The organism is Serratia sp. JSRIV004, from assembly GCF_019968705.1.
In the GTDB taxonomy this organism is placed as follows: domain Bacteria; phylum Pseudomonadota; class Gammaproteobacteria; order Enterobacterales; family Enterobacteriaceae; genus Chania; species Chania fonticola_B.
The window spans coordinates 2043099-2065384 of record NZ_CP074140.1; the positions used below are offsets into that span (position 1 = coordinate 2043099).

Consider the following 22286-nt stretch of genomic DNA (forward strand, 5'->3'; position numbering starts at 1 on the left):
TTCCTGCGCTATGCTACTTCTTCGTTCGAAGGAGAAAAGAATGACTTACCAATCAACACTCACGGAGCCGCCAACGTTGCGCCTGCGTCCGGCCTTGCAAGGGGCCGTGTCGATTCTGCCGCTGTGCCTGGCGGTATTGCCCTGGGGGATACTTGCGGGGTCAATGGCGATCCAGAGTGGCCTGACGGCGGCCGAGGGGCTGGGGATGTCGGCGATTGTGTTTGCCGGAGCCTCGCAACTGGTGGCGATGGGGATGATCAAGACCGGTGCCGGTATGCTGGCGATCCTGATCTCCACCTTTTTTGTCACCGCCCAGCATTTCCTCTACGGTCTGCGCTTACGGGAATGTATTGCTCCGCTACCGCTGCGGTGGCGGGTAGCACTGGCGTTTTTGCTGACCGATGAGCTATTTGCTCTGACGGGGGATCATGGTCCAGCGCGCTTTAACCGTTGGTATGCACTGGGGGCAGGGCTGGCGTTTTATTTGAGCTGGTTCTTGGCCACCTTGCTCGGCGTAGTGGCGGCAAGCAGCATTGATCTGGATAGCTACGGGCTTGATTTCTCCATCGCCGCGACATTTATTGCCATTATTGTGCCGTTGATACGTAATCTGCCGGTGCTGGCCTGCGTCTTGACATCCTTGGTGCTGTCGATTGGCTTGCACCATTATCAGGTACCTGGCGCTTTGATTATTACCACCGTGGTGGCGATGTTGGTTGGGCTGCTGTGCAGCAGGGGGAAAGAATGATCTGGCTGACCATTGTGTTAATGGGCGTGATCGTCTTCTTCAACCGCTACTGTTTTCTGGCACCTGGCCTACCGGTGCGCTTATCGCAACGGATGAGAACTTTGTTGAGCTTCTCGGTACCCGCGGTACTGACTGCCATCTGCGGACCAATCATCGCCTTCAACGGGGATGAGTGGCGCGCACTGCCCGAAAACCCTTATCTATGGGGAGCCGTATTCGCTATTGTTCTGGCCGTTTTCCTGCGCAATACGCTGGCGGTCGTGGTGCTGAGTATGCTGATGTTTATTCTGCTACGTACACTGCTATAACCCGTGCCTCAGAATATTCCCCCTGAATAATTCAGGGGGAAAGCATCAGATCGCCATTGTCATTTCAAACTGACGCAAAGGATCTTCACGCCAGCCAAGGTGCTGGAAGAAGGGGGCGATATCGTCCGGAACAAATACGTTGGCCGACAGCGCCAGCGGGGCAAACTGTGCTTGTAGTGCTTGCAACAGAAGGCGTGCCTGGCCTTGGCCGCGAAGCGCTGGCGGCACATAAATCATGCGCAGATGGCACTGCTGTGCGCCCGGTATCACCAAAGCAAAAGCCTGCTTTTCCAGAGTGAAGGCACGCGGGGAGCCGGGCAGTTTATACAGCGACTCTGGGGCAATTAACCACGGCAAGTCATGTTGGCCGTCGGCGGTCATCTGCTGGGCAAGTGCCAACGGGTCGATCGGTTGCAAGGTTGCCGAGGGTTCCGGGGTTGCCAAGGGGGCGTGAAATCCCCATAGCGTGCGGGTGATGGCTAAGCCCACCTGTTGATACAGTGCCAGAGCCGCTTGATTACCGGCGATCACCTCCAGCGAAAGCCGGCGATCGCCTCGCGTATGGGCATCCGCAATAATGCGTTGCATCAACGTCCTGCCTAACCCTCTGCCACGCATTTCCGGGCGGATAGATAAGGCCGCCACACGGCTATGTTGGCCCCGGCGCGCGATCAGGGCCAGCGCCACCGGGTGCTGCTGGTGGGTGACGACAATGCTGTGGTTCAGGCTGAGGTCTTCGGCGGCAAAGCGGCTGCTAAAGGTTTCGCCGTCGATCACAAAGGGAACAATGTAGTTCTCAAAACAGTGGCTGAGTATTTGCGCCAGCTGCATGCTGCTGTAGTGCAAGGCGGAGTGAAACTCGAACTGGCTATCGATAGGCATGGCGGTTCCAAAGGCAGCGATGAGACCTCTATATCTAGCTGCGATTGGCCAATCAGGCAAGTATTAAGCTGTTTGTGTCGGATTTTTGAGCAATCATCGTGATGAAAAAGCCGGGCGAATTCGCCCGGCGAAGTCACTTCAGAAATAGCCGTAGCTATAAATTGCAGTAGTGGTTATGTGTCACAGCGTAAATCAGAACTGATAGGTCAGAGCCACGGCAATCACGTCGTCGTTTTTTAGACCTAGCTTGTTGTTGTCATCGAGTTGGTTGATTTTATAATCCACATAGGTGGACATGTTTTTATTGAAGTAATAGTAAGCACCCACATCAATATATTTCACCAGGTCGGTGTCACCGATATTTTCAATATCTTTAGCCTTGGATTGGACATAAGCCAGTGACGGGCGCAGGCCAAAGTCGAACTGATATTGCGCAACCACTTCCACGTTCTGGGTTTTATTGGCAAACCCGCTTACTGAGGTAGGGGTATTATTAATGGTCGCGGTGCCGGAAATTGGCGTCAGGTTATGGGTTTCCGCATAGGTGGCGGCCAGATACACGCTGTTGGCGTCGTATTTCAGGCCGGTTGCCCACACGTCGGCTTTATCCCCCTTGCCATAGCTGCTCTGTTTCTGACCGGTAGTCCGGTTAGAAGAGGCATAGGCGGCCGTAACGCTGACGCCATCGATGATTTCGTAGCTGGAAGACAGACCGAAGCCGTCGCCGTTAGCTTTGCTGTTGGCGCGGGCATCGTTTTCGTTCTTGCCCTGATATTGCAACGCGAACTTCAGGCCATCGACCAGGCCGAAGAAGTCGTTGTTACGGTAGGTAGCCACGCCGTTGGCGCGCCCGGTCATAAAGTTGTCGGTTTTGATATAGGTGTCATCGCCAAATTCCGGCAGCATATCCGTCCAGGCAGCAACGTCGTAAATAACGCCGTAGTTACGGCCATAGTCAAATGAACCAAAGTTTTTCACTTTCAAACCAGCAAAACCAAGACGGGTTTTAGTGTCTTTAGTGCCATCCGATTCGCTATGGTTGGCGGCGATCTGATATTCCCACTGGCCATAGCCGGTCAGCATATCGTTAATCTGGGTTGCCCCTTTAAAGCCGATACGTACGTAGGTTTTATCACCATCATTGCTGGTATCGTCAGAGAAATAGTGCAGTGCTTTTACCCGGCCATAAAAATCAAGCTTGTTACCGTCTTTATTGTAGATCTCTGCTGCCTGTGCGGTCTGAGCAATAAAAAGTGCCGCAATAACGGCAAGAAGATTAGGTTTCATGGTGTTCCCTGCTTTGTACGATTGAAAGACGCTTATCATCAGCTGTATCGCTGTTTTACTTTACTGCCGGAGTTAGCGCAGCGAAGATTTTTTACCGCAGTTGTGTGATGTATTTATGACAGGTCAGGTAAATGGATATCGAAGGATGAAAAATAATCCAGGAGAGGCGTTTTTTGTTTCAGAGGGGCGGGGTTCTGTTGTGCAAACTTGCGAGGTTATGCGCAAAAAATTCACTGTTCCACTGTGAGAGAAGGGGGGCATTGCGGTGCGTTTTGCAATGTTGGTAAGCCAACCGTAACTCGGGCTGACGCCGCGGGCGGTCTGTGGGACAATAGCGCCATCATTTCGTATAGATAAGAGTTGAATGGCGCTTTCCCCCGCAGTTAAAGATCAGATCGGCCAGTGGTACAAAGCCCTGCAGCAGCAAATACCGGATTTTATTTCCCGTGCCCCCCAGCGGCAGATGATCGCTGAAGTGGCGAAGACCCTGGCCGGAGATTATCCTCGCCATCTGGCGATCGAGGCGCCAACCGGCGTGGGTAAAACGCTCTCGTACCTGATACCGGGTATTGCCGTTGGCCGTGCCGAAAGCAAACCGTTGGTGGTCAGTACCGCCAACGTGGCGCTGCAGGATCAGATCTACAGCAAAGATTTACCGCTGTTGAAAAAGATCATTCCCGATCTGAAATTCACTGGCGCGTTTGGCCGTGGGCGCTATGTTTGCCCGCGCAATCTGGCGGCGATGAGCACCGACGTGGTCGAGCAGGGCGATCTGATGCTGTACCTGGACGAAGACGAGCTGGCGCCGTCCAGTGGTGAAGAGCAGGCGCTGTGCCAAAAGCTGGCGAAAGCCCTGGCGCGCCATGAATGGGATGGCCTGCGCGATCACTACCCGCTATCGATCGATGACCCCCTCTGGGGCAAGCTGAGTACCGACAAGGCCAACTGCTTGGGGCGCAATTGCCACTATATCCGTGAATGCCCGTTCTACATCGCCCGCAAAGAAATTGAAACCGCCGACGTGGTGGTAGCCAACCACGCGTTGGTGATGGCTGCGCTGGAAACCGAGTCGGTATTGCCGAACCCGAAAGAGTTGCTGCTGGTGCTGGACGAAGGCCATCATCTGCCGGAGGTGGCACGGGATGCGCTGGAGATTGACGGTGAGATCACCGCGCTGTCAACCAACCTCCAGCTCGATATGATCGTGCGCCAGGTGGAACAGTGCATGACGCAGTACCGGCCAAAGAACCCGCCGGGGTTGGCCAATAGCGAACGGCTAAAAAACCACTGTGAAGAATTGCGCGAGCTGATCCAGATTTTTGAGCACCAGGCCAACGCCTATCTGCCGCCAGACAGCGGCAACGCCGAATATCGTTTCGAAATGGGTGAACTTCCTGCGGAGATGGTCGAGATCTGCGCGCGCCTGTTCAAACTGACGGACGGCCTGCGCGGCCTGTCCGAATTTATTCTTAACGACCTCACCGAGCAGACCGGCAAGCACGATATTGTGCGGTTGCATCGGTCCATCATCCAGATGAGCCGCACGCTGGGCTACCTGGAAGCGATGAGCAAGCTGTGGCGGCTGGCGGCGATGGATAAATCCTCCAATGCGCCGATCTCCAAATGGATTGCGCGTGAACTACGCGATAACGTTACCCATCTTTATCTGCATTGCGTGGGCATCCGTGTCAGCGATCAGTTGGAAAAACTACTGTGGCGCAAGGTGCCACACGTGGTGGTCACCTCGGCAACGTTACGCTCATTGAATAGCTTTTCACGGTTGCAAGAGATGAGCGGGCTGAGCGAGAAGGCGGGCGATCGCTTCGAAACGCTGTCTTCGCCGTTTAATCACGTCGAACAGGGTAAAATCGTCATTCCCAAGATGCGTTTTGAACCGGCGATGGCCAACGAGGCCGAGCATCTGGAAGAGATGGCGCGCTTTTTCCGTGGCGAGCAGGCCAGCGGCCAACATAAAGGGATGCTGATCCTGTTCAGCAGCCACCGTGCGATGCAGACCTTCCTCAGCTATGTCACCGATCTGCGTCTGATGTTGCTGGTGCAGGGCGATCAGCCACGCTACCGGCTGGTGGAAGAACACCGTAAGCGGGTAGAGAAGGGCACTGCCAGCGTGTTGGTCGGGCTACAGTCATTTGCCGAAGGCTTGGATCTGAAAGGTGAACTGCTGACCCAGGTGCATATCCACAAGATTGCCTTCCCGCCGATCGACAGCCCGGTGATCCTCACCGAGGGCGAATGGCTTAAATCCCTCAATCGTTATCCGTTTGAGGTGCAGAGCCTGCCAAGCGCGTCGTTTAACCTGATCCAACAGGTGGGCCGCCTGATCCGAAGCAACGAGTGCCACGGTGAAATCGTGATTTATGACCGCCGTCTGTTGACCAAAAGCTATGGTTCACGCCTGTTGGCGGCGCTGCCGGTGTTCCCGATCGAACAGCGCGAAGTGCCGGAAGCGGACAAAGCCCACAAGGCGGCATTGAAATCTGCGGCAGAGGCCGCCAAGAAAGAGAAAAAGCGTAAGAATCCGTTTGCTCGCCGCCGTACCCGCTGATTACAGCATTGCCTCAAAGGCGGCACTGGCGGGACAATCAGGCTGTGCGCTGTACATGACCAACCGCAGGTGGTTGTCTTCATCGACAATAAACGAGGCGTGTTCAAACGTCACTTCACCTGCCCCTGCAACCAGGAAAGTACGTTGCCCCTGGCAGCGGCCATGAATATCGTGCTGCTGCCACAGTTGGCGAAATTGAGGGGATACTTCGCTCAGAGCCTGAATGCGTTGCAACATGGTGGCATCTTGCGGGGCGCGGGCGTAATCACGGCGAAAGCTGGCCAGGATTTGCGGGGCCTGCTCCTGCCATCCCATCAACCGTTGATTGAGTTCGGGATCGGCAAACAGCATCCACAGCATATTGCGCTGCTGTGGCTGACGCTCAGCGATGGCAAACAGGCGGTCTGCCGCCGGGTTCCAGGCGATAATATCCCAGCTCAGGTTCATCACATAGGCCGGGCGCAGGGTAAGATCGTCCAGCAAGCGGCGTACCAACGGCGTGACCTGGCACCACTGGTGGCCTGCTATTACCGGGGGCCGCTGATGCGCCAGTAAAAACAGATGATAGCGTTCGGTCGCATCCAGCTTCAGAACCCGCGCCAGATCCTCCAGAAATCCCACCGAAGCATTGATTTCCCGCCCTTGTTCCAGCCAGGTGTACCAGGTCAGGCCCACGCCAGCCAAGGCGGCAACTTCTTCACGCCTTAGCCCAGGCGTACGCCGCCGCGTGCCGCTCGGAAGGCCAACGGCCTGGGGAGAGAGTTTTTCACGCTTCATACGCAGGAAATCTGCCAGCTCTTGACGGGTGCGGTTAAGGGTACGTGGTGGCATCGGCGGGTCCTGTTACTCTTGGTAATAGTATAATTGGCTATATAGTAACAGTTTAAAGCATGTTCCATACTGCCGCCATCATGTTATCAGGAGGCGTTATGGAGCATACCTTGTCTGACAGAAAGGCCGGATTACCGGGGCTGCCGGTGTTGTTACTCGGTGGGTTCGTCACCATGTTCGATTTGTTTGTGGTTAACGTAGCGGTGCCGGTGATCCAGCAACAGTTCAACGCCAGCTTTGCTGAAGTTGGGCTGATTATCGCTGGTTATGAACTGGCCTTCGGCATCTTGCTGATTGCTGGCGGACGCTTGGGAGACCGCTTCGGTCGGCGGCGTATGTTTAGCTATGGCATGTTGGCTTTTGCGCTGACCTCGACGCTTTGCGGTTTGGCAGGTTCGCTGTGGGTGCTGATTGTTGCCCGCTTTTTGCAAGGTGCGGCGGCGGCGGCGCTGTTTCCACAAATTTATGCCTTATTGCGCGTACTGTATGGCGAAGAGCAGCGGCGGCGAGCCTTTGCTCGTTTGGGGATGACGCTGGGGTTGGCGGCGATTTGTGGCCAGGTGTTGGGCGGTTTTATTATCGAGGCCAATATTCTGGGCAGTAGTTGGCGCATGATCTTTCTGATCAACCTGCCGATTGGCGTGCTGGCGGTGATGGCGGCTCGACGTATTCCGGAGTCAAGGCTGGAGCAGGCGCAGCGGCTGGATGCTAAAGGTCTGCTGCTGGCCGCTGGCGGTTTGCTGCTGCTACTGTTCCCGTTACTGGAAGGCCCATCGCGTCACTGGCCTTGGTGGACCGTGCCGATGATGGTGCTGGCAGTGGCGCTGTTAGCCTGGTTTGTGCGTTGGGAACGGCAACTTGCCCGTCACTCCGGTGATGCGGTGCTCGATCCGGCGCTATTTCGCCAAGGTCACTTTGCCCGCGGCACGGTAATTGTGCTGGCGATTTACTCCACCGCATCCTCATTCTTTCTCTGTTTTGCCCTACTGCTACAGGCCGGAATAGGGCTGACGCCGTTCCAGGCGGGTTGCCTGTTTGCTCCGGCCAGTGCCGCCTTTATGCTGGCCTCCTTTTTGGCTCCGGGCTGGTTGCAACGTTGGGGGAATATTGTGTTGGCAGGCGGGGTGGTGGTCTACGCCAGTGGCATGGTATTGCTGGTGGTGCAGGTGCTATGGGGGCGAGCGTTCAGCCATCCGTTACAACTTTTACCCGGCCTGATGATTTTGGGCTTTGGTCAGGCATTGAGTATGACGCCATTGCTTAATTGGGTGCTTGGCTTGGCGAAGGAGCATCAGGCCGGTATGGCTGCAGGCTTGGTGTCAACGGTGCAGCAGGTAGGCGGTGCTCTGGGGATTGCGGCCAGCGGCATGTTCTTTGTTCCGTTGCTGGCCGGGGGCGCAGATCCACAGCATTATGCCAGCGCCTTTGCTGGTGCCATGGGTTACAACCTGTTGGCGATGCTGGTTGCTTTGGTCTTGCTGATCTTCATCCATCGGCAGCTAGCTAGGGGCGATTAAAGCATTATTGCGCCGGTTTGCCCGGCGCAGCGATGTTCATTACCAACCGCCACCGCCGCCGCCACCGGAACCTCCACCCGATGAACCACCTCCAGAAGATCCAGATCCCCGAGAGCTGGAGCCTGATGAACTTGAACCGGAGCTTGAGCTGCTGCTGGGGGTAGCCATAGACGATGCGGTACAGGAGCGGCTAAAGCGATTCACGCGCTGCCAGTCTGCATCGGCAAAGGCTTCCGACATAGCTCCGGATTTACTGAGATATTCGGCAAAGGTGTTGGCCCAGGTTTTGCCCACACCGAGCGCTAGCGCAGCCGGTAGCAAGCTCTCAAAGTGGGCAACCAACTGATCGGGTGGGTAAAGCGCCTGATAGCGATTCCGCTCTGCCGTGCCCAGGTACAGTTTCAGCCCTTGTGCGGTGGCTAGATCATTGAACCCTTGCTGGGTATAACGCGGGATCATAAAGCCAAAGACGATGCATAGCACAATGGCGACCAGCAGCGCGCCAATATAGCCGGCTGGAAACTGAGTCAGGGGCAACATGCCAAACAAGAAAGCGCCACCGCCAAGGGTGGCTAGCGGGCCAAATATCAGCGAAATAACCAAAGGGATGAACCCAAAAGTATTCCAGGTTTTTCTCGGGCTACATAAAAATCTCAGTGGTAAAGAGAGTAGCGAGATCCCGAGCAGCAGGAATATCAGGGCAGGAATGGTGATCACTGCCGCGCCGAGATTAAACAGCGCCCCGCAGATCACCGGGATCAGCAGCATGATATAGACCGCACGGCGCACCGGTTTACCCCATTTGTTGAATAATTTATCACGCTGGTCTTCGCTACGTTTTTCCAACCATTTACGGGCATTTTGCATTGGCCGCTGATAGGCCAGGCCGAGGTTGATATTTTTGCGATTGCCGCTAAACAGCAGGCCAAGTAACTGCTTATCTCCGGCGGTCAGCCGTTTGTTATTGTTATCCGATGGGTACGATAACCACTGCTCATCCGCCGATTGAAACCTGGAAAACCACGGGCCTGTGGATTTGCTCGCTTTGAGCGTGATAGCCGCGCCGCGTTTGGCGACCAGATCCAGCAAATCACTGCTGAAGGCCACATCGTCGTACTTACGCTGGGTAATAAACCGCAGATATCCTGACGACAGGTTGGTCGGCATCGCATATAGCGGCACAACTGGCGGCATCTTCAAGCCGATGGCGGTCACGTTGTTACGCCACCACCACAAACAATAGACAACGAGCAGCAGCACCGGTATCCAGATGGCACTGGTTGCCAGCGTGGGTAATAGCAGGTGTACCAACGGTGAAGAGGCTTGTGGGGCGGCGGCACCGGCCAGAATATCTCGTGGCCAGGTGTAGACAACGGTCAGGCCTTCGCCTTGGTCCAGCGGTTGCGTGGTTTGCACTCCACCGTTGGGAAGTATTCTGGCGTTGTGCTCTTTTGCTCCCCGCGTTCCGGTATACACATCAATCGTGCGCAGCCGGGTATCTCTGCCTTCGTTATCCAGATAATTGCTGGCGTCTGGCAGTTCCAACTGGAAGCTGGCTTTGGTGATCGGGTAGGCCCAATCGTTACCCGTGACGTTCCAGTAGAGCTCGTCCCACTCCGGGAAGCGGCTGAAGTGGTTACTGACCTGATAGCGGATCTGGTAGTGATAGATCGCCGGTTGCAGGATGTGCTCGGCGCTGCCAATACGCACCGTCAGCGTCTTCGAAGACTTATCCAGGCTGTAAGGTTCGGCGACTCCGTCGCGCAACACTTCTTTAATCTGATAGTCGACGCTGAAAATCTTGCCGTCCTGGCGGTTCCAGGTGAGCGGTAGGGTGCGGAAAATCCCACGGCGTATCTCTTGCCCTAAAGACAGCACCTTGATGTTTTCCCGCATCTCCATGCTGCCGTCCGGGTTAAAGTGCGCCTGGGTATCAAATGAGAGAATATGCTCATAGGCGCGCACCCAACGGGGAGCATTTGGTTCCGCCGCCTCTCTGTCTGGGGCCACGGCAACGGGGGCTGCCCCAACGGCGAGATCATCAGCCGTAGCCAGCGTGGCTCCCGTCATCAATAGCGATAACACCCATACAACGCGTACTACCCAACCAGATAATGCAGTCATGGTGCTAGTCCATCCGTGGAACTTTAGCTTCCTCGGGATCGTCGAGTTCGAAGAACGCATCCGCTTTAAAATTAAAAAGCCGGGCCAGGATTAAACTGGGGAACGACTCCACCAGAATATTGAAATCGCGCACCGTACCGTTGAAATAGCGGCGTGCCATTTGCAGCTGTTCTTCGATCTCTGCGAGAGATTGTTGCAGGGAGAGGAAATTCTCGTTGGCTTTCAGCTCCGGGTAGGCTTCTGCCAGCGCAAAAATGCGGCTCAAGGCACTAGAAAACTCTTTTTCACTCTCGGCAACCTGAGGGGTGTTGCCAACTAGAGCGCTACGCTGGCGGGAGAGGCTCTCAAATAGATCTTTTTCGTGCTCAGCATAGCGCTTCACCAGGCTTAACAGGTTGGGGATCAGATCGTGGCGGCGTTTGAACTGCACCGCTATACCGCTCCAGGCGTCGTCTTTGAAACGGCGCAGTGAGATAAAGCGGTTATAAGTCATCACGGCCCAGATCAACACCACGGCTATCGCGGCCAGAACGAGATAAATTTCCATTTTTCATTCCATGTTCGACGGGGAATACATCATTCCATTGTAGGGTTACGGATACTATCTTATTCCGCTATAGCGGTAAATCTTGCTATGTCTAGCCAACCTTGGTACGGGCCAATCTACCGGGGTTGAGCGCCGTCGCGGATAAGGTATGCTTATCGCAAACCGAATCAGCGGAGCGAGCGATGGATTACAGCAAAATTATCAAAGAAATAGGCCGTGGCAAGAACCATGCGCGCGATCTGGATCGGCAAACGGCTTTTGAACTCTATCAGGCGATGCTGGCCGATGCTGTGCCGCCCCTGGAGTTGGGAGCCATCCTGGTTGCCATGCGTATCAAGGGAGAAGCCGAGGAGGAAATGCTTGGCTTCTATCAGGCAATGCAACAGCAGGTGATGCGGTTGCAACCCCCACAGGGCCGTCCGATGCCGGTGGTGCTACCCAGTTACAACGGCGCTCGTAAACAGGCCAACCTGACGCCGTTACTGGCGCTGTTAATGGCCAGGGTAGGGTTGCCGGTCGTGGTTCACGGCGTAGTAAACGACAGCACGCGTGTCACCAGCGCAGAGATTTTCCGTGAGCTTGGGGTGCCGTGGTCTGAAGATCCCCAGACTGCCCAACGGCGTTTGGACGGCGGAGATGCGGTGTTTATCCCCGTGTCGGCGCTTGCGCCAGCGTTGGAAAAACAGCTTGGGCTGCGCTGGAAGATGGGCGTGCGTAACAGCGCCCATACCCTGGCAAAATTGGCGACGCCATTTGGTGAGCAGGACGTGCTGCGCATCGCCAGCGTTTCTCATCCGGAATACGTCGAGCGCGTTGCCTCATTTTTCTGCCAGATCGGTGCACGGGGATTGCTGATGCATGGTACCGAAGGGGAGGCTTACGCCAATCCGCAACGCTGTCCAAAAATCCACTATATCGTCGGTGGTCAGCAGCAGATTTTGCTGGAACGGCCAGAACAGGATGCGTTGGCTGAGGTGCCTGCCGCCAAGGATGCCGCAACTACGGCGCGTTGGACGGAACGTTGTCTGGCTGGTGAGGTTGCCATTCCCGAGCCTATCGCTCGGCAGGTTGCCTGCTGCCTGGTCGCTACCGGCCAAGTGGAGACATTGGAGCAGGGGCTGGTCAGGTTGCGATAATCTCCCTTATTACCTGCTATTACTCGGGGTGAATACCTTCGCTCCGAGTATTTATCACTGTTATGTTGGTTATTTTAAGTAAAAAAATCTCCAATACCAGACTATATATTACTAACCACTTAAATTATGGCATAAGCTGGTGGGATATGTGATAAGACGGGATAAAAACGTTTAAAACTCAGTGTATAACTTTAAAGAAGTAGATTACACTCAGCTCACCAGCTTTTGGGGTCTTGCATGACTTTCCATCGATGACGGAGGTTTGCTCCATCTTGGTTGTAAAAAAGGACTTGTAAGCTACTCTATCTAAATCATAAGAAGAGAAGCGCTTAAAATACATAGACGATTTTCCATTCTGTATTTGGGTTATAGATCACGCTATTTCACATTCGTGATTTGTATGTATTCATACAGTGCCAAGCGTAAGCTTATAGGTCGGGATTATGAGTAAATATGATGATGTCCAAGGATTTAAAGATAAGACAAATCTCAAAGGGATTGATTATAAAGAGTTTCCCCGAGACGATGTAGCATCGGCGCCGTATCGCTGGTCTATTGTTGAGCAGGTAGCAGGCAATGGGGGTGTCCCTACCAACAGCTCGCAGCCAACGCCGATCGCTGGTACGGATCTTTTTTCCAGCGCACCTTTAGCGGGCGAACCACCTGTACAACCCAAGACGGTGATAACAGAAAATAGCGCCTTGCCCGGCCACATTCCTCATAATTTTGATCGTTTCGCTCCTCCGGCGGAGCCTAAGCTTACCAAAAATGCCCAGCCGGAAAGCTCACGTCCCCTTCCTGCTCAGGGTAACCCTTTTAATTCGCTTGCAAGCACCCCATCGCCAGCCCCACAGCCAGAGAATCAACGTTTCAAGCAGATGTTCAGCAAGAAAATGTCGACTGCCGGTGAGGTGATGGATGCCGGTCGCAATACATTACTCAAACCACTTTTAGAGTCTATTGCCTCATGCCGTTAGTTTGTGTTTGTTCTCCGAAAGGAGGGGTAGGGAAAACCACGGTTACTGCTAATTTGGCTTATGCATTGGCCCGTAGCGGCAGTAAGGTGTTGGTGGTCGACTTCGACTCGCAGAATGCGTTAAGGCTGCATTTTGGCGTGCCTATTTCCGATAACCGAGGTTTTGTTGCTCAGTCGGCGAGTTTATCCGATTGGAGCCAATTTATTCTCAAGGTTGGGCCGAACCTGTTCGTTTTACCTTACGGTGACGTCACCGATGAGCAGCGACTTCAGTTCGATGACAACCTTCTCAATGAGCCAATGTTTATCCAACGTGGCCTGAGTGCGGTGCTGAAGATCCCCGGCATGGTGGTAATTGCCGATATGCCGCCAGGGCGTAACGCAGCAGTACAGGCCATGCAGGTCGCGGCGGACATGCGCATTATGGTGTTGCTGGCCGATACCGCATCGCTCAGTTTATTGCCCACTATTGAGCAGCATAAATTCATGAGTGCGCCCACCAGCAATGAGGTCGGCGAGTATTATGTGGTCAACCAGAGTGACATGCGGCGTACGTTGAGCAGGGATGTGACCCATTTCTTTGAGCAGCGTTTGCAAGACAAACTACTGGGTACCATCCACCGCGATGAGTGTGTCCCAGAGGCCAATGCATCGCAACGGGCGATCATGGATATTAGCCCAGTGTCGGCTGCTGCATTTGATATTGAGCAGATCAGTAAAAAGGTCGCAGTAATTTTAGGGCTTAGTGTTGGAGATGGGACGTATCATCATACTACGTCTATTTATGGCTCTTCGTAAGGATTGTCTGGTTAGTTATGAATAAAATACTCTTTTATTTCTTACTGCTGTTGGCCTTACCTTTTATCCTGTTGATTATCATTGCCCCCATGAGCAGTGATAATCAGTATATCTTTGGCCTGATCTGCATTGCGATCGTATTTATCTTAGGGGTAAGTAAAAGCAAAAAAGTTACCCTGGTAATGATTGTGATGTCGACCCTGATGTCATTACGTTACATCTACTGGCGCGCGACAGAAACCCTGCATTTCAACAGTACTCTGGAGGCTGTGCTAGGTATTGCCCTGTTTATCACCGAGCTGTATGCCCTGGTGATATTGCTGTTTGGTTATATTCAGACCACCTGGTCATTAAAACGCACTATTGAACCGCTGCCCGACGACACGTCGCTATGGCCAACGGTAGATGTCTATATTCCTACTTACAACGAAAGTATGGACGTGGTGCGCGACACCATCCTGGCGGCGCAGTGCATTGACTATCCGAAAGACAAAATGAAAATCTACGTGCTGGATGACGGCAAACGTAATGAGTTTGCCGTATTCTGTGCCGATGCGGGCGTAGGCTATATTACCCGCAACAATAACCACCATGCCAAAGCGGGCAATCTGAATAACGCGATGAAAGTGACGCAGGGTGAATTGATCACCGTGTTTGACTGCGATCACGTGGCAACCCGCGCCTTCTTGCAGGCGACGGTCGGCAGCTTCCTGGTGGATGAGCGCCTGGCGTTGATCCAGACTCCGCACTACTTCTATTCCCCGGATCCGTTTGAACGCAACCTGTCAGAGGCGAGCAAAGTCCCTAACGAAGGCGCACTGTTCTACGGGCCGGTGCAGCAGGGTAATGATAACTGGAACGCCACTTTCTTCTGTGGCTCCTGTGCCGTGATCCGCCGTTCGGCGCTGGAAGAGGTGGGCGGTTTTGCGGTAGAAACCGTGACCGAAGATGCCCATACCGCTTTGAAGATGCAGCGCCGGGGCTGGAACACGGCATTCCTGGCATTGCCATTGGCCGCCGGGCTGGCTACCGAACGCTTGGGGTTGCACGTGATCCAACGTACCCGCTGGGCGCGTGGCATGACGCAGATCTTCCGGGTGGATAATCCCTTGCTGGGGCGCGGCCTGACCTGGCAGCAGCGTTTATGCTATCTGAACGCCATGCTGCATTTCCAGTACGGCTTACCCAGGGTGATATTCTGCGTGGCTCCGCTGGTTTATCTGCTGTTCAACCTCAATATCATTGCCTCCTCCGCCGGGCTGATTTTCGCCTATGTGTTACCGCATCTGGTGATGTCTATCTATATCAATTCCAGAGCCAACGGGCGCTATCGTTATTCGTTCTGGGGGGAAATCTATGAGACGGTGATGTGTTTCCATCTGGTGATACCAACCCTGCTGACGATGATCTCGCCAAAGCACGGCAAGTTTAACGTGACGGATAAAGGCGCGTTGCTGGACGTTAACTATTTCGACTTCCATATTGTCCGGCCACATATTATCGCCGTGTCCTTGCTGTTAATCGGTACCGCCTGGGGGGTGATCCGCCTGTTGATGCCGGATCACTATGGAGCCAACCCGCAGGTTATTATGCTGAACATCGCCTGGGCCAGCTTCAGTATGATTATCCTGCTGGCCGCCATTGCCGTAGCGCGGGAAACACGCCAGGTCCGAAAAACCATCCGTATCGATGCCACTTTGCCTGCGGTGCTGTATTTTGCCAGCGGCGCGGCGATGCGTACCGAAACCCTGGATCTTTCGATGGGCGGGGTCAAATTGAAAACGCCGGACGAACGTTTCCTCAACGATCCGATCGAAGAGGTGGAAATATCGCTCAAGTCCGGCGCCGTCAGTTTCCCGGTAGAGCTGATCGATGCCGACAAGTCGGTGACCCGCTTAATGTTCAAAGAGATGCCGATTGAAAAACGGCGGGAGTTGGTACGGGTGGTATTGGCGCGCGCGGATGCCTGGATCCAGACCAAACCTTTCCCACAGGATCGGCCACTGCGTTCGTTGCTGGGCGTCCTGCGCTGCATTTTCGAGTTGTTCTATTTTTCCTGGCGCGATCGGCGGGCCAAAAAGCAGCAGAAACGGCCTGAGTTAAAGCGGGATAAGGAACAAGCCCTATGAGCCGGGTGAAAACCAAGTTGCCGACAGGCAGATCTACGTTCATTGCCCTGGTCAGCGGCCTGATGTTGGGGATGGGGCTTTCTGGTCTGGCGATAGCGGCCGATCCGCAGCCTGCAACGCCTTATGCCAGCGAGAGTGTTGAGGTACCAGGTTTTCCGACCTTGCCGCGGCCAACTGATGCTCCACCAGCGGGGGCAGTGCCGGGCAGTACTGAGCAAACAGCTCCGCTTGATATCGCTTCGCCGCCGGCCACCGTTTTCAACCAGTCGGTTGCTTCTACGCTCAGCGTGGGCGAGATGGGGCAGAGCAATGGCTTGACGTTGAGCAACTGGCAGCAGCAGTCCGGCTTCACCTTTACCTTACCCTCGGATTGGGTGGTGACGGACGGTAATCTGGTGCTGGATCTCGAAATCTCCCCAGCGCTGATGGGAACCGATACCGAACTGCAACTGATGCTCAATGGACAACCCTTGAGCACCCAGAAGCTTAACCAATTGCAAGAAGCCAAGGTGAGTTTGCAGGTGCCAATCCCTGCCGCGATGATTGTGGCGCGCAACAACCTGAGTTTCAGCATCGGCAACGGCAGCAATGCGGCCATGTTGTGCGAAAAGGGGGCGGCCAATAAGTATTGGCTCAAGGTGCTGCCAACTAGCCAGTTGCATCTGGAAAACCAGGTGCTGAATATCAGCCCGAACCTTGGCCGATTCCCTAACCCGTTCTTCGATCCTCAGGCCATGCAACCCACCCTGGTGGACGTGATCTTCGGCCAGGAAAAACGGCCGGAAGAGGTGGCCGCAGCCGCTATCGTCAGCTCTTATCTGGGGAAAATTACGCGCCATAACAACCTGAACTTCCAAGTGTTGCAGGACAGCTTGCCTGAGCAGAACGGCATTATCTTTGCGCGCCCCGGCGAGCAGATTGGCCAGTTGACTCTGCCACAGGCCGATGGACCTACCATCCAGATGATTGATAATCCACTGAACCCGGTTTACAAGCTGCTGCTGGTGATGGGGCGTAACGCCACCGAGATGCGCCAGGCCGCCTATCGTCTGGTCAGCCAGCCGTTGCCGGAGAAAACCGCGTCGCTGGCGGTGAAGCCGGTGACTATTCCGCTGCGCCAGCCCTATGACGCCCCGCGCTGGATCGATACCAGCAAGCCGGTCAGCTTTGATAAGCTGGTGGCCAGTAATGAGGAACTGACCGTCACTGGCGTTTACCATGATGCGGTGCGCATTGCTTTTCGTGCCGCCCCGGACCTGTTTATGTGGGATGGCAGAAACGTCCCGCTGCAAATCAACTACCGTTTCCCCACCGACAACTGGATCGATGAGAATAAATCCCAGCTCAGCGCCACGCTGAACGGCACCTTCCTGCGTAACCTTTCGGTGAACAAACACGGACTGCTGGAGCTGCTGTGGCACCAGTTTGGCGGCGACATTCGCCAGGAACAATACACCTTGGCCCTGCCACCGTATCTGATTTACGGCGACAACATGCTGGAGCTTTATTTCTCTATCGTGCCGAAAAACGGTACCTCCTGCGATCCGGCGGATAGTAATACCCTCAAGAGCCATATCGGGCCCAACTCGTATATTGATCTGAGCGATACCTACCATTTCACCGAGTTGCCCAATCTCTCGTATTACGTCGGGGCTTCCTTCCCATTCTCCAAGCTGGCAGATTTTTCGCAAACCGTGCTGTTAATGGCGGAAAAACCCACGGCCAGCGAAGTACGCATGCTGTTGAACCTGACCGCTCGCTCAGGTGCGGCTACCGGCAGCTCGATTGGCAACGTGGATATCCGCTTTGGCCTGCGGGGCAACGAGAGCGAGTTGGACGATTTCAAGGGCAAAGACGTGCTGGTGGTCGCCTCACTGGCGCAGAGCGCCTTTTATCAGCGGCTTTTGCAACAGGTGCCTTTTGCGCTAAACGATAGCGGCGGGCTGGTGGTGAAGGCGCAGTCTACGCTGGAAAAATTGCAGTCCTACCTGAAAGGTAACTGGCGGACCCAGGGCATCGACGCCGATCGCTATCTCTCCTCATTGACGGACTGGCGTGGATTTTTCAGCTTCCGTTCCGGTTGGGATCCGCAACGGGTGGTGGTGGTGGCTAGCGCCTCTTCCGACGATGGCTTGAACAAGATCTATGACGATCTGAAATCGGCCCGGATCAACGCCGGGGTGCGTGGCGATCTGGCGGTGATCACCGATCAGAACGGCGTACGCAGTTTCCAGGTTGGCGAACAGTTCCCGAGCGGAGAACTGCCCTGGTATCTGATCTTTATCTGGTATGCCAGTAAACATGTGGTGCTTTTATCCCTGACTGGTTTGGGGATTTCCGTGGTGTTGGGGCTGGGGCTGTATATTTTGCTACGCAAGCACGCCGCCAAACGCCTGGGGAGAGATGCAGAAGATGAACGTTAAAGCACGTCTCGACCAGAAGCTAGACAGGAGCCGCCAATGAACCTATTGCTGAAAAAGAAACTGTATTGGGTCTCCCTGGCCGGGCTGACGATTTTTTCGGTGTCGGCGCTGGCGGATGACAATAACCCGGCGCTGAAAGCCCTGTTTCAACAGGCGGCTTACTGGCATGACAAATCGCATGACGAACTGGCTCAGGGAGCGTTGCAGAAAATCCTGTTGATCGACGAGAACAACGCCGAGGCAATGTATCTGCTATCCCTGTATGCCATGCAGGGCGGGGATAAGGCCAAAGCCGAAATCTGGCGCAAAAAACTGAGTGCAGTTGCGCCCAACGATCCCCGTCTCCAGGCGTTGAGTAACACCGAAGCCGCTCCGTCGGTCTCCAAGAATCTGTTAGCGCAGGCTCGGCAGTTGGCGGCCAAGGGGGAGTTTGCCCAGGCAACTGCGGCCTATCAGGCGGTGTTCAACGGCAAGACACCAATCGATAACCTCGCCAACGAGTATTACCTCACCTTGGCGGGGTCACCCGCTGGCAGGCAGGAGGCGATTGATGGCCTCAAGCAGCGGCTAACTATTCAACCTAATGACTCGCAAACTCGCGTGGTACTGGGCAAGGTGCTGACCTATCAGGAATCGACCCGCCGTGAGGGGATCGATATGTTGGCAGCGATGGCCCCGAACAATAATGAAGCGGACCAGGCGTTGAAACAGGCGCTGCTGTGGCTGGCTCCGCTGCCGGCAGACAAGCCGCTGTATGATGCCTATCAGCAACGGCACCCGGAGGACAAGGCCGTGGCTGGCTATTATCAGCAGACTATTGCCGGTTCGGCCAAAGGCGTTGGGTTCTCCGAACTGAATAAAGGGGATCTGGGCGGCGCCAAGGATCAGTTTGCCGCTATCCTGGCGAGCAACCCGAATGATGCGGATGCTTTGGCCGGGATGGGATTTACGGCGATGCGCAGCGGAGACTTCGCGCAGGCAGAAAACTACCTCACCCAGGCGGCAAAACAGGGCGGCCCACAGAGTGCGCAGTGGGGAGCCTTGGCTCAGGAAGCGGCGTTTTATGCGACATTGGATAAAGCCAAGCAGGCTGCCAACGCAGGGCAATTGGATGAAGCCTTGGCGATCAGTGCGCCCTTGAGCCGAGCCACCGGGGATAAGGGCAATGCGGCGACGCTGTTCCGGGCCGACCTGGCTCGCAAGAAAGGGGATTTCACAGCGTCTGAGCAGATGTATCGCGGCTTGCTGACGCAAAATCCGCAGAATAATGATGCCAGGCTGGGGCTGTATTATCTGTTGCAGCAACAGCGTGACAAAGGTCCGGAAGCTGCGCAGATACTGCAAACTATTCCAGCCGATCAACGGCCTAAAGTCTCGCAGGCAGTGGCGGGAGTGAATGTCGATCCTCAGCGCAGGCAGGCCGAGGTTGCCATGCAGAATGGCGATCCGCAGCGAGCGATGATGATCCTGCAACAGGCGCTGGAAAAGCAGCCATCGAACGTTTGGGTGCGGCTGGATATGGCACGCATCCTGAACAAACAGGGGCAAGAGTTGCAGGCGCAAACCTTGATCTCCCCGCTGATGCAGGTTGGCGCTTCGCCAGACAGCCTGTACGCGGCAGCGCTGTTTGCCTCAGAACGTAACGACTGGCTGAACGTTTCCACCCTGATGGCGCGTATCCCGCAAGGGAGGCAGAACAGCAGCATGCGGGCTCTGGCGGCCACTGCATCGGCCAACCAGCAGCGGGCCAGTGCAGAAAGTTATCTTCGCCAGGGCAATACCACCAGCGCAGCGGCCATCTTGCGGCAGCTGGCGCAGAAGCCGCCGACTGAACCCGCAGCCCTTGGGGAACTGGCAAAAGATTTGATGACGGTGGGGGATACCTCAACGGCGGTCCAACTGGTGCGTGACAACATGCGCCTGGGGGTTAAAGGGAATGCGGGCGATTACGCGGCCCAGATCGCGGTGCTCAATCAGGCTGGGTTAAGCCAGGAGGCCGATGCCTGGCTGAATAACCCGGCGCTGCGGGCGCGCAGTTCAACCCGCGAGATTGGCCAACTGCGCAACGGCAGCGTGATCAATGAGGCGGATAAACTGCGTTTGCAGGGGCAGTACAGCGCCGCGTATGACAAGCTGATCGGCGCGCTGCAAAACGACCCGCAAAATACCGATATCATGCTGGCGATGGGGCGACTCTATCAGTCTGGCAATATGAACAAAGAGGCCGGGCAGGTTTACAACTACCTGCTCAGCCGTGACAGTCTGAACCAGGGCGCGCGCGAAGGTGCCGTTGGGGTCGCATTGTCCGAAGGCGATGTCGATCGGGCCAAACAGTTGCTGCGCGGCTTGCCTGCGCTTAAAACGCCGGATCAGTTGCTGCTGGCGGCGCGCGTTGCTCAAGCGGACGGCAACTATCCACAGGCGATGGTGTTTCTGCGCGAGGCGAAAAACCGGGTCAATGGTCCAGGCGGGGGGCCGGCAGTGATTGGCGGTTTGCGGCTGGCGGATAACCCGTTTGCCTCGCAGAGCACGGTATCGTCGAGCGTGAATACCTCCTCCTCGGCTTACGGTGAGGTGCTGCCTTGGCAGGTTGCTGCCCCGGGTTACACTAGTGCTCCTGCGGCGGTGGTGAAAAATCCTACCTTGCAGCAGATTGATAAGTTGATGGACGAGGTGCAGGACAAGACTGCCACCTGGGTTCAGGGAAACATTTCTCTGCGCGATAACAGCAGTGGTGAAAATGGCCTGAGTAATATCACGGAAGTGAGAAGCCCGATCACTCTGTCAGGCATGCCGTTCGATAATGGCAGGCTCAGTGTTGATGTGACGCCGGTGATGCTGAAATCCGGGACGCCATCCGACAGCGCCAACAGCCGTTTTGGTACCGGGGCGCTGCAACAGGCCAGGGCTATCGAGGCCGCAACTCAGGCCTCCGTCATTGCCTCACAGAACTCGATTGCTGCCGCACAGGCCGCCGATCTGCGCTATCAGCAACTGCATGCCACCCGCGATAGCCTGTGTTCTATTGACGCCACTTCGCCAGAGTGCGCCGCCGCCACGGTGGCGCAGGATCAGGCCTTTAACGAAAGGCAGACGCTGGCGGGCCTGGTGACGCAGCCGAAAACCTTTGGCCCTAACGATATCTATGCCGACTCACCGGGACAGCAGCAAGATACCGGGGTTGAACTGGCGTTAGCGTTAAGCGGCGACAGCTATAAGCTGGACGTGGGCAGTACGCCAATGGGCAGCGGCATCAGTTCGGTGGTGGGTGGCGTGAAATGGTCACCCAAGCTGACCGAGCACTCAACGCTGGATATGACGCTTGAACGCCGCGCGGTAAAAGATAGCCTGCTCTCCTATGTCGGGACCGAAGATACCATCACCGGCAAGAAATGGGGGGCGGTGACCAAGAACGGCGGCGGCGTAAATCTTGGATACGATGATGGCGTACTCGGAGCTTACGGTGGCGCGGGATATTACAGCTACGTGGGTGATAACGTGGCAGATAACCATAGCGTGACCGGCATCCTTGGAGCCTACATCCGCCCTTATAAGGATGATGATAGCGAGCTGAAGGTGGGCGTTAACGTCAACTATATGGATTTTGACAAAAACCTCAGCTATTTCAGCTATGGCCAAGGGGGTTACTTCAGCCCGCAGGACTATCTCAGCATCTCGCTGCCGGTGGAGTACACCAAAAAGCAGAATAACTTCACCTATATGCTGAGCGGCAACGTCGGTTATCAGACCTATAACAATCAGGAAAGCCTGTACTACCCGAACGATCCGAATCTCCAGTCTCAACTGGAAAGCCTGGTCAGCCAGGGGTACGGCAAAGAGGCCAGATATGCCAGCGAGGACAAGAGTGGCATTGGTTACAGCCTGAAGGCGGGGGGAACCTATAAGGTCACGCCAAGCGTGTTGGTTGGGGGGCAGTTGGGTTATGACACTTTCGGCAGCTATTCCGAGAGCACGGCTTTGCTCTATTTTAAATATCTGTTAGATGGAAAATAA

At 55.2% G+C, this 22286-nt stretch carries 15 protein-coding genes; 10 read left to right on the plus strand and 5 right to left on the minus strand.

Annotated features, from left to right (window positions below; genetic code table 11):
• Positions 1-40: 40 nt before the first annotated feature.
• Complete coding sequence (locus KGP21_RS09860) at positions 41-748, plus strand: AzlC family ABC transporter permease (protein WP_021805143.1); 708 nt, start codon at positions 41-43, stop codon at positions 746-748.
• Positions 745-1056 (plus strand): AzlD domain-containing protein, encoded by a 312-nt coding sequence (locus KGP21_RS09865; protein WP_021805142.1) that lies wholly within the window; start codon positions 745-747, stop codon positions 1054-1056. The genes KGP21_RS09860 and KGP21_RS09865 overlap by 4 nt, the downstream gene beginning before the upstream one ends.
• A 45-nt stretch (positions 1057-1101) precedes the next feature.
• On the opposite strand, the gene KGP21_RS09870 is transcribed toward KGP21_RS09865, so the two are convergent.
• Both KGP21_RS09870 and ompC read right to left on the minus strand, forming a co-directional pair.
• The gene (locus KGP21_RS09870; RefSeq protein WP_223538023.1) at positions 1102-1938 is read right to left on the minus strand and encodes a GNAT family N-acetyltransferase; all 837 of its coding nucleotides are present in this window, start codon (positions 1936-1938) and stop codon (positions 1102-1104) included.
• A gap of 192 nt (positions 1939-2130) precedes the next feature.
• Positions 2131-3225, minus strand: a complete 1095-nt coding sequence (gene ompC, locus KGP21_RS09875) for a porin OmpC (RefSeq protein ID WP_021805140.1) — start codon at positions 3223-3225, stop codon at positions 2131-2133.
• Positions 3226-3589: 364 nt separating this feature from the next.
• Between ompC and dinG the strand changes: the two genes are divergently transcribed.
• Positions 3590-5791, plus strand: a complete 2202-nt coding sequence (gene dinG / locus KGP21_RS09880; protein ID WP_223501154.1) for an ATP-dependent DNA helicase DinG — start codon at positions 3590-3592, stop codon at positions 5789-5791.
• Here dinG and KGP21_RS09885 read toward each other — a convergent pair whose 3' ends face one another.
• A complete protein-coding gene (locus tag KGP21_RS09885; protein ID WP_021180495.1) occupies positions 5792-6622 on the minus strand; it encodes a helix-turn-helix transcriptional regulator in 831 nt (276 codons plus the stop codon).
• 98 nt (positions 6623-6720) lie between these two features.
• Here KGP21_RS09885 and KGP21_RS09890 point away from each other — a divergent pair, with 98 nt between their 5' ends.
• Positions 6721-8139 (plus strand): MFS transporter, encoded by a 1419-nt coding sequence (locus tag KGP21_RS09890; protein ID WP_223538024.1) that lies wholly within the window; start codon positions 6721-6723, stop codon positions 8137-8139.
• 39 nt (positions 8140-8178) lie between these two features.
• Here the strand turns inward: KGP21_RS09890 and KGP21_RS09895 are convergent, their stop codons facing one another.
• Both KGP21_RS09895 and KGP21_RS09900 read right to left on the minus strand, forming a co-directional pair.
• A complete protein-coding gene (locus KGP21_RS09895; protein ID WP_371824861.1) occupies positions 8179-10041 on the minus strand; it encodes a DUF2207 domain-containing protein in 1863 nt (620 codons plus the stop codon).
• 226 nt (positions 10042-10267) lie between these two features.
• Positions 10268-10810, minus strand: a complete 543-nt coding sequence (locus tag KGP21_RS09900) for a LemA family protein (protein ID WP_223538028.1) — start codon at positions 10808-10810, stop codon at positions 10268-10270.
• Positions 10811-10992: 182 nt separating this feature from the next.
• On the opposite strand from KGP21_RS09900, the gene ybiB reads away from it, so the two are divergent.
• From ybiB to KGP21_RS09930, 6 genes are all read left to right on the plus strand, one after another.
• Complete coding sequence (gene ybiB, locus KGP21_RS09905) at positions 10993-11946, plus strand: DNA-binding protein YbiB (protein WP_223538030.1); 954 nt, start codon at positions 10993-10995, stop codon at positions 11944-11946.
• A 443-nt stretch (positions 11947-12389) separates the two neighbouring features.
• Complete coding sequence (locus KGP21_RS09910; RefSeq protein ID WP_094982957.1) at positions 12390-12923, plus strand: cellulose biosynthesis protein BcsO; 534 nt, start codon at positions 12390-12392, stop codon at positions 12921-12923.
• Positions 12914-13720, plus strand: coding sequence for a cellulose biosynthesis protein BcsQ (gene bcsQ / locus KGP21_RS09915; protein WP_209523915.1), 807 nt, complete (start codon positions 12914-12916; stop codon positions 13718-13720). Before KGP21_RS09910 ends, bcsQ begins: the two co-directional genes overlap by 10 nt.
• A gap of 17 nt (positions 13721-13737) precedes the next feature.
• Entirely contained in the window at positions 13738-15849 is a 2112-nt protein-coding gene (bcsA, locus tag KGP21_RS09920) for a UDP-forming cellulose synthase catalytic subunit (protein ID WP_059200259.1), read from the plus strand.
• Positions 15846-18272 (plus strand): cellulose biosynthesis cyclic di-GMP-binding regulatory protein BcsB, encoded by a 2427-nt coding sequence (gene bcsB, locus KGP21_RS09925; RefSeq protein ID WP_223538031.1) that lies wholly within the window; start codon positions 15846-15848, stop codon positions 18270-18272. Before bcsA ends, bcsB begins: the two co-directional genes overlap by 4 nt.
• 36 nt (positions 18273-18308) lie before the next feature.
• Entirely contained in the window at positions 18309-22286 is a 3978-nt protein-coding gene (locus KGP21_RS09930; RefSeq protein ID WP_223538033.1) for a cellulose biosynthesis protein BcsC, read from the plus strand.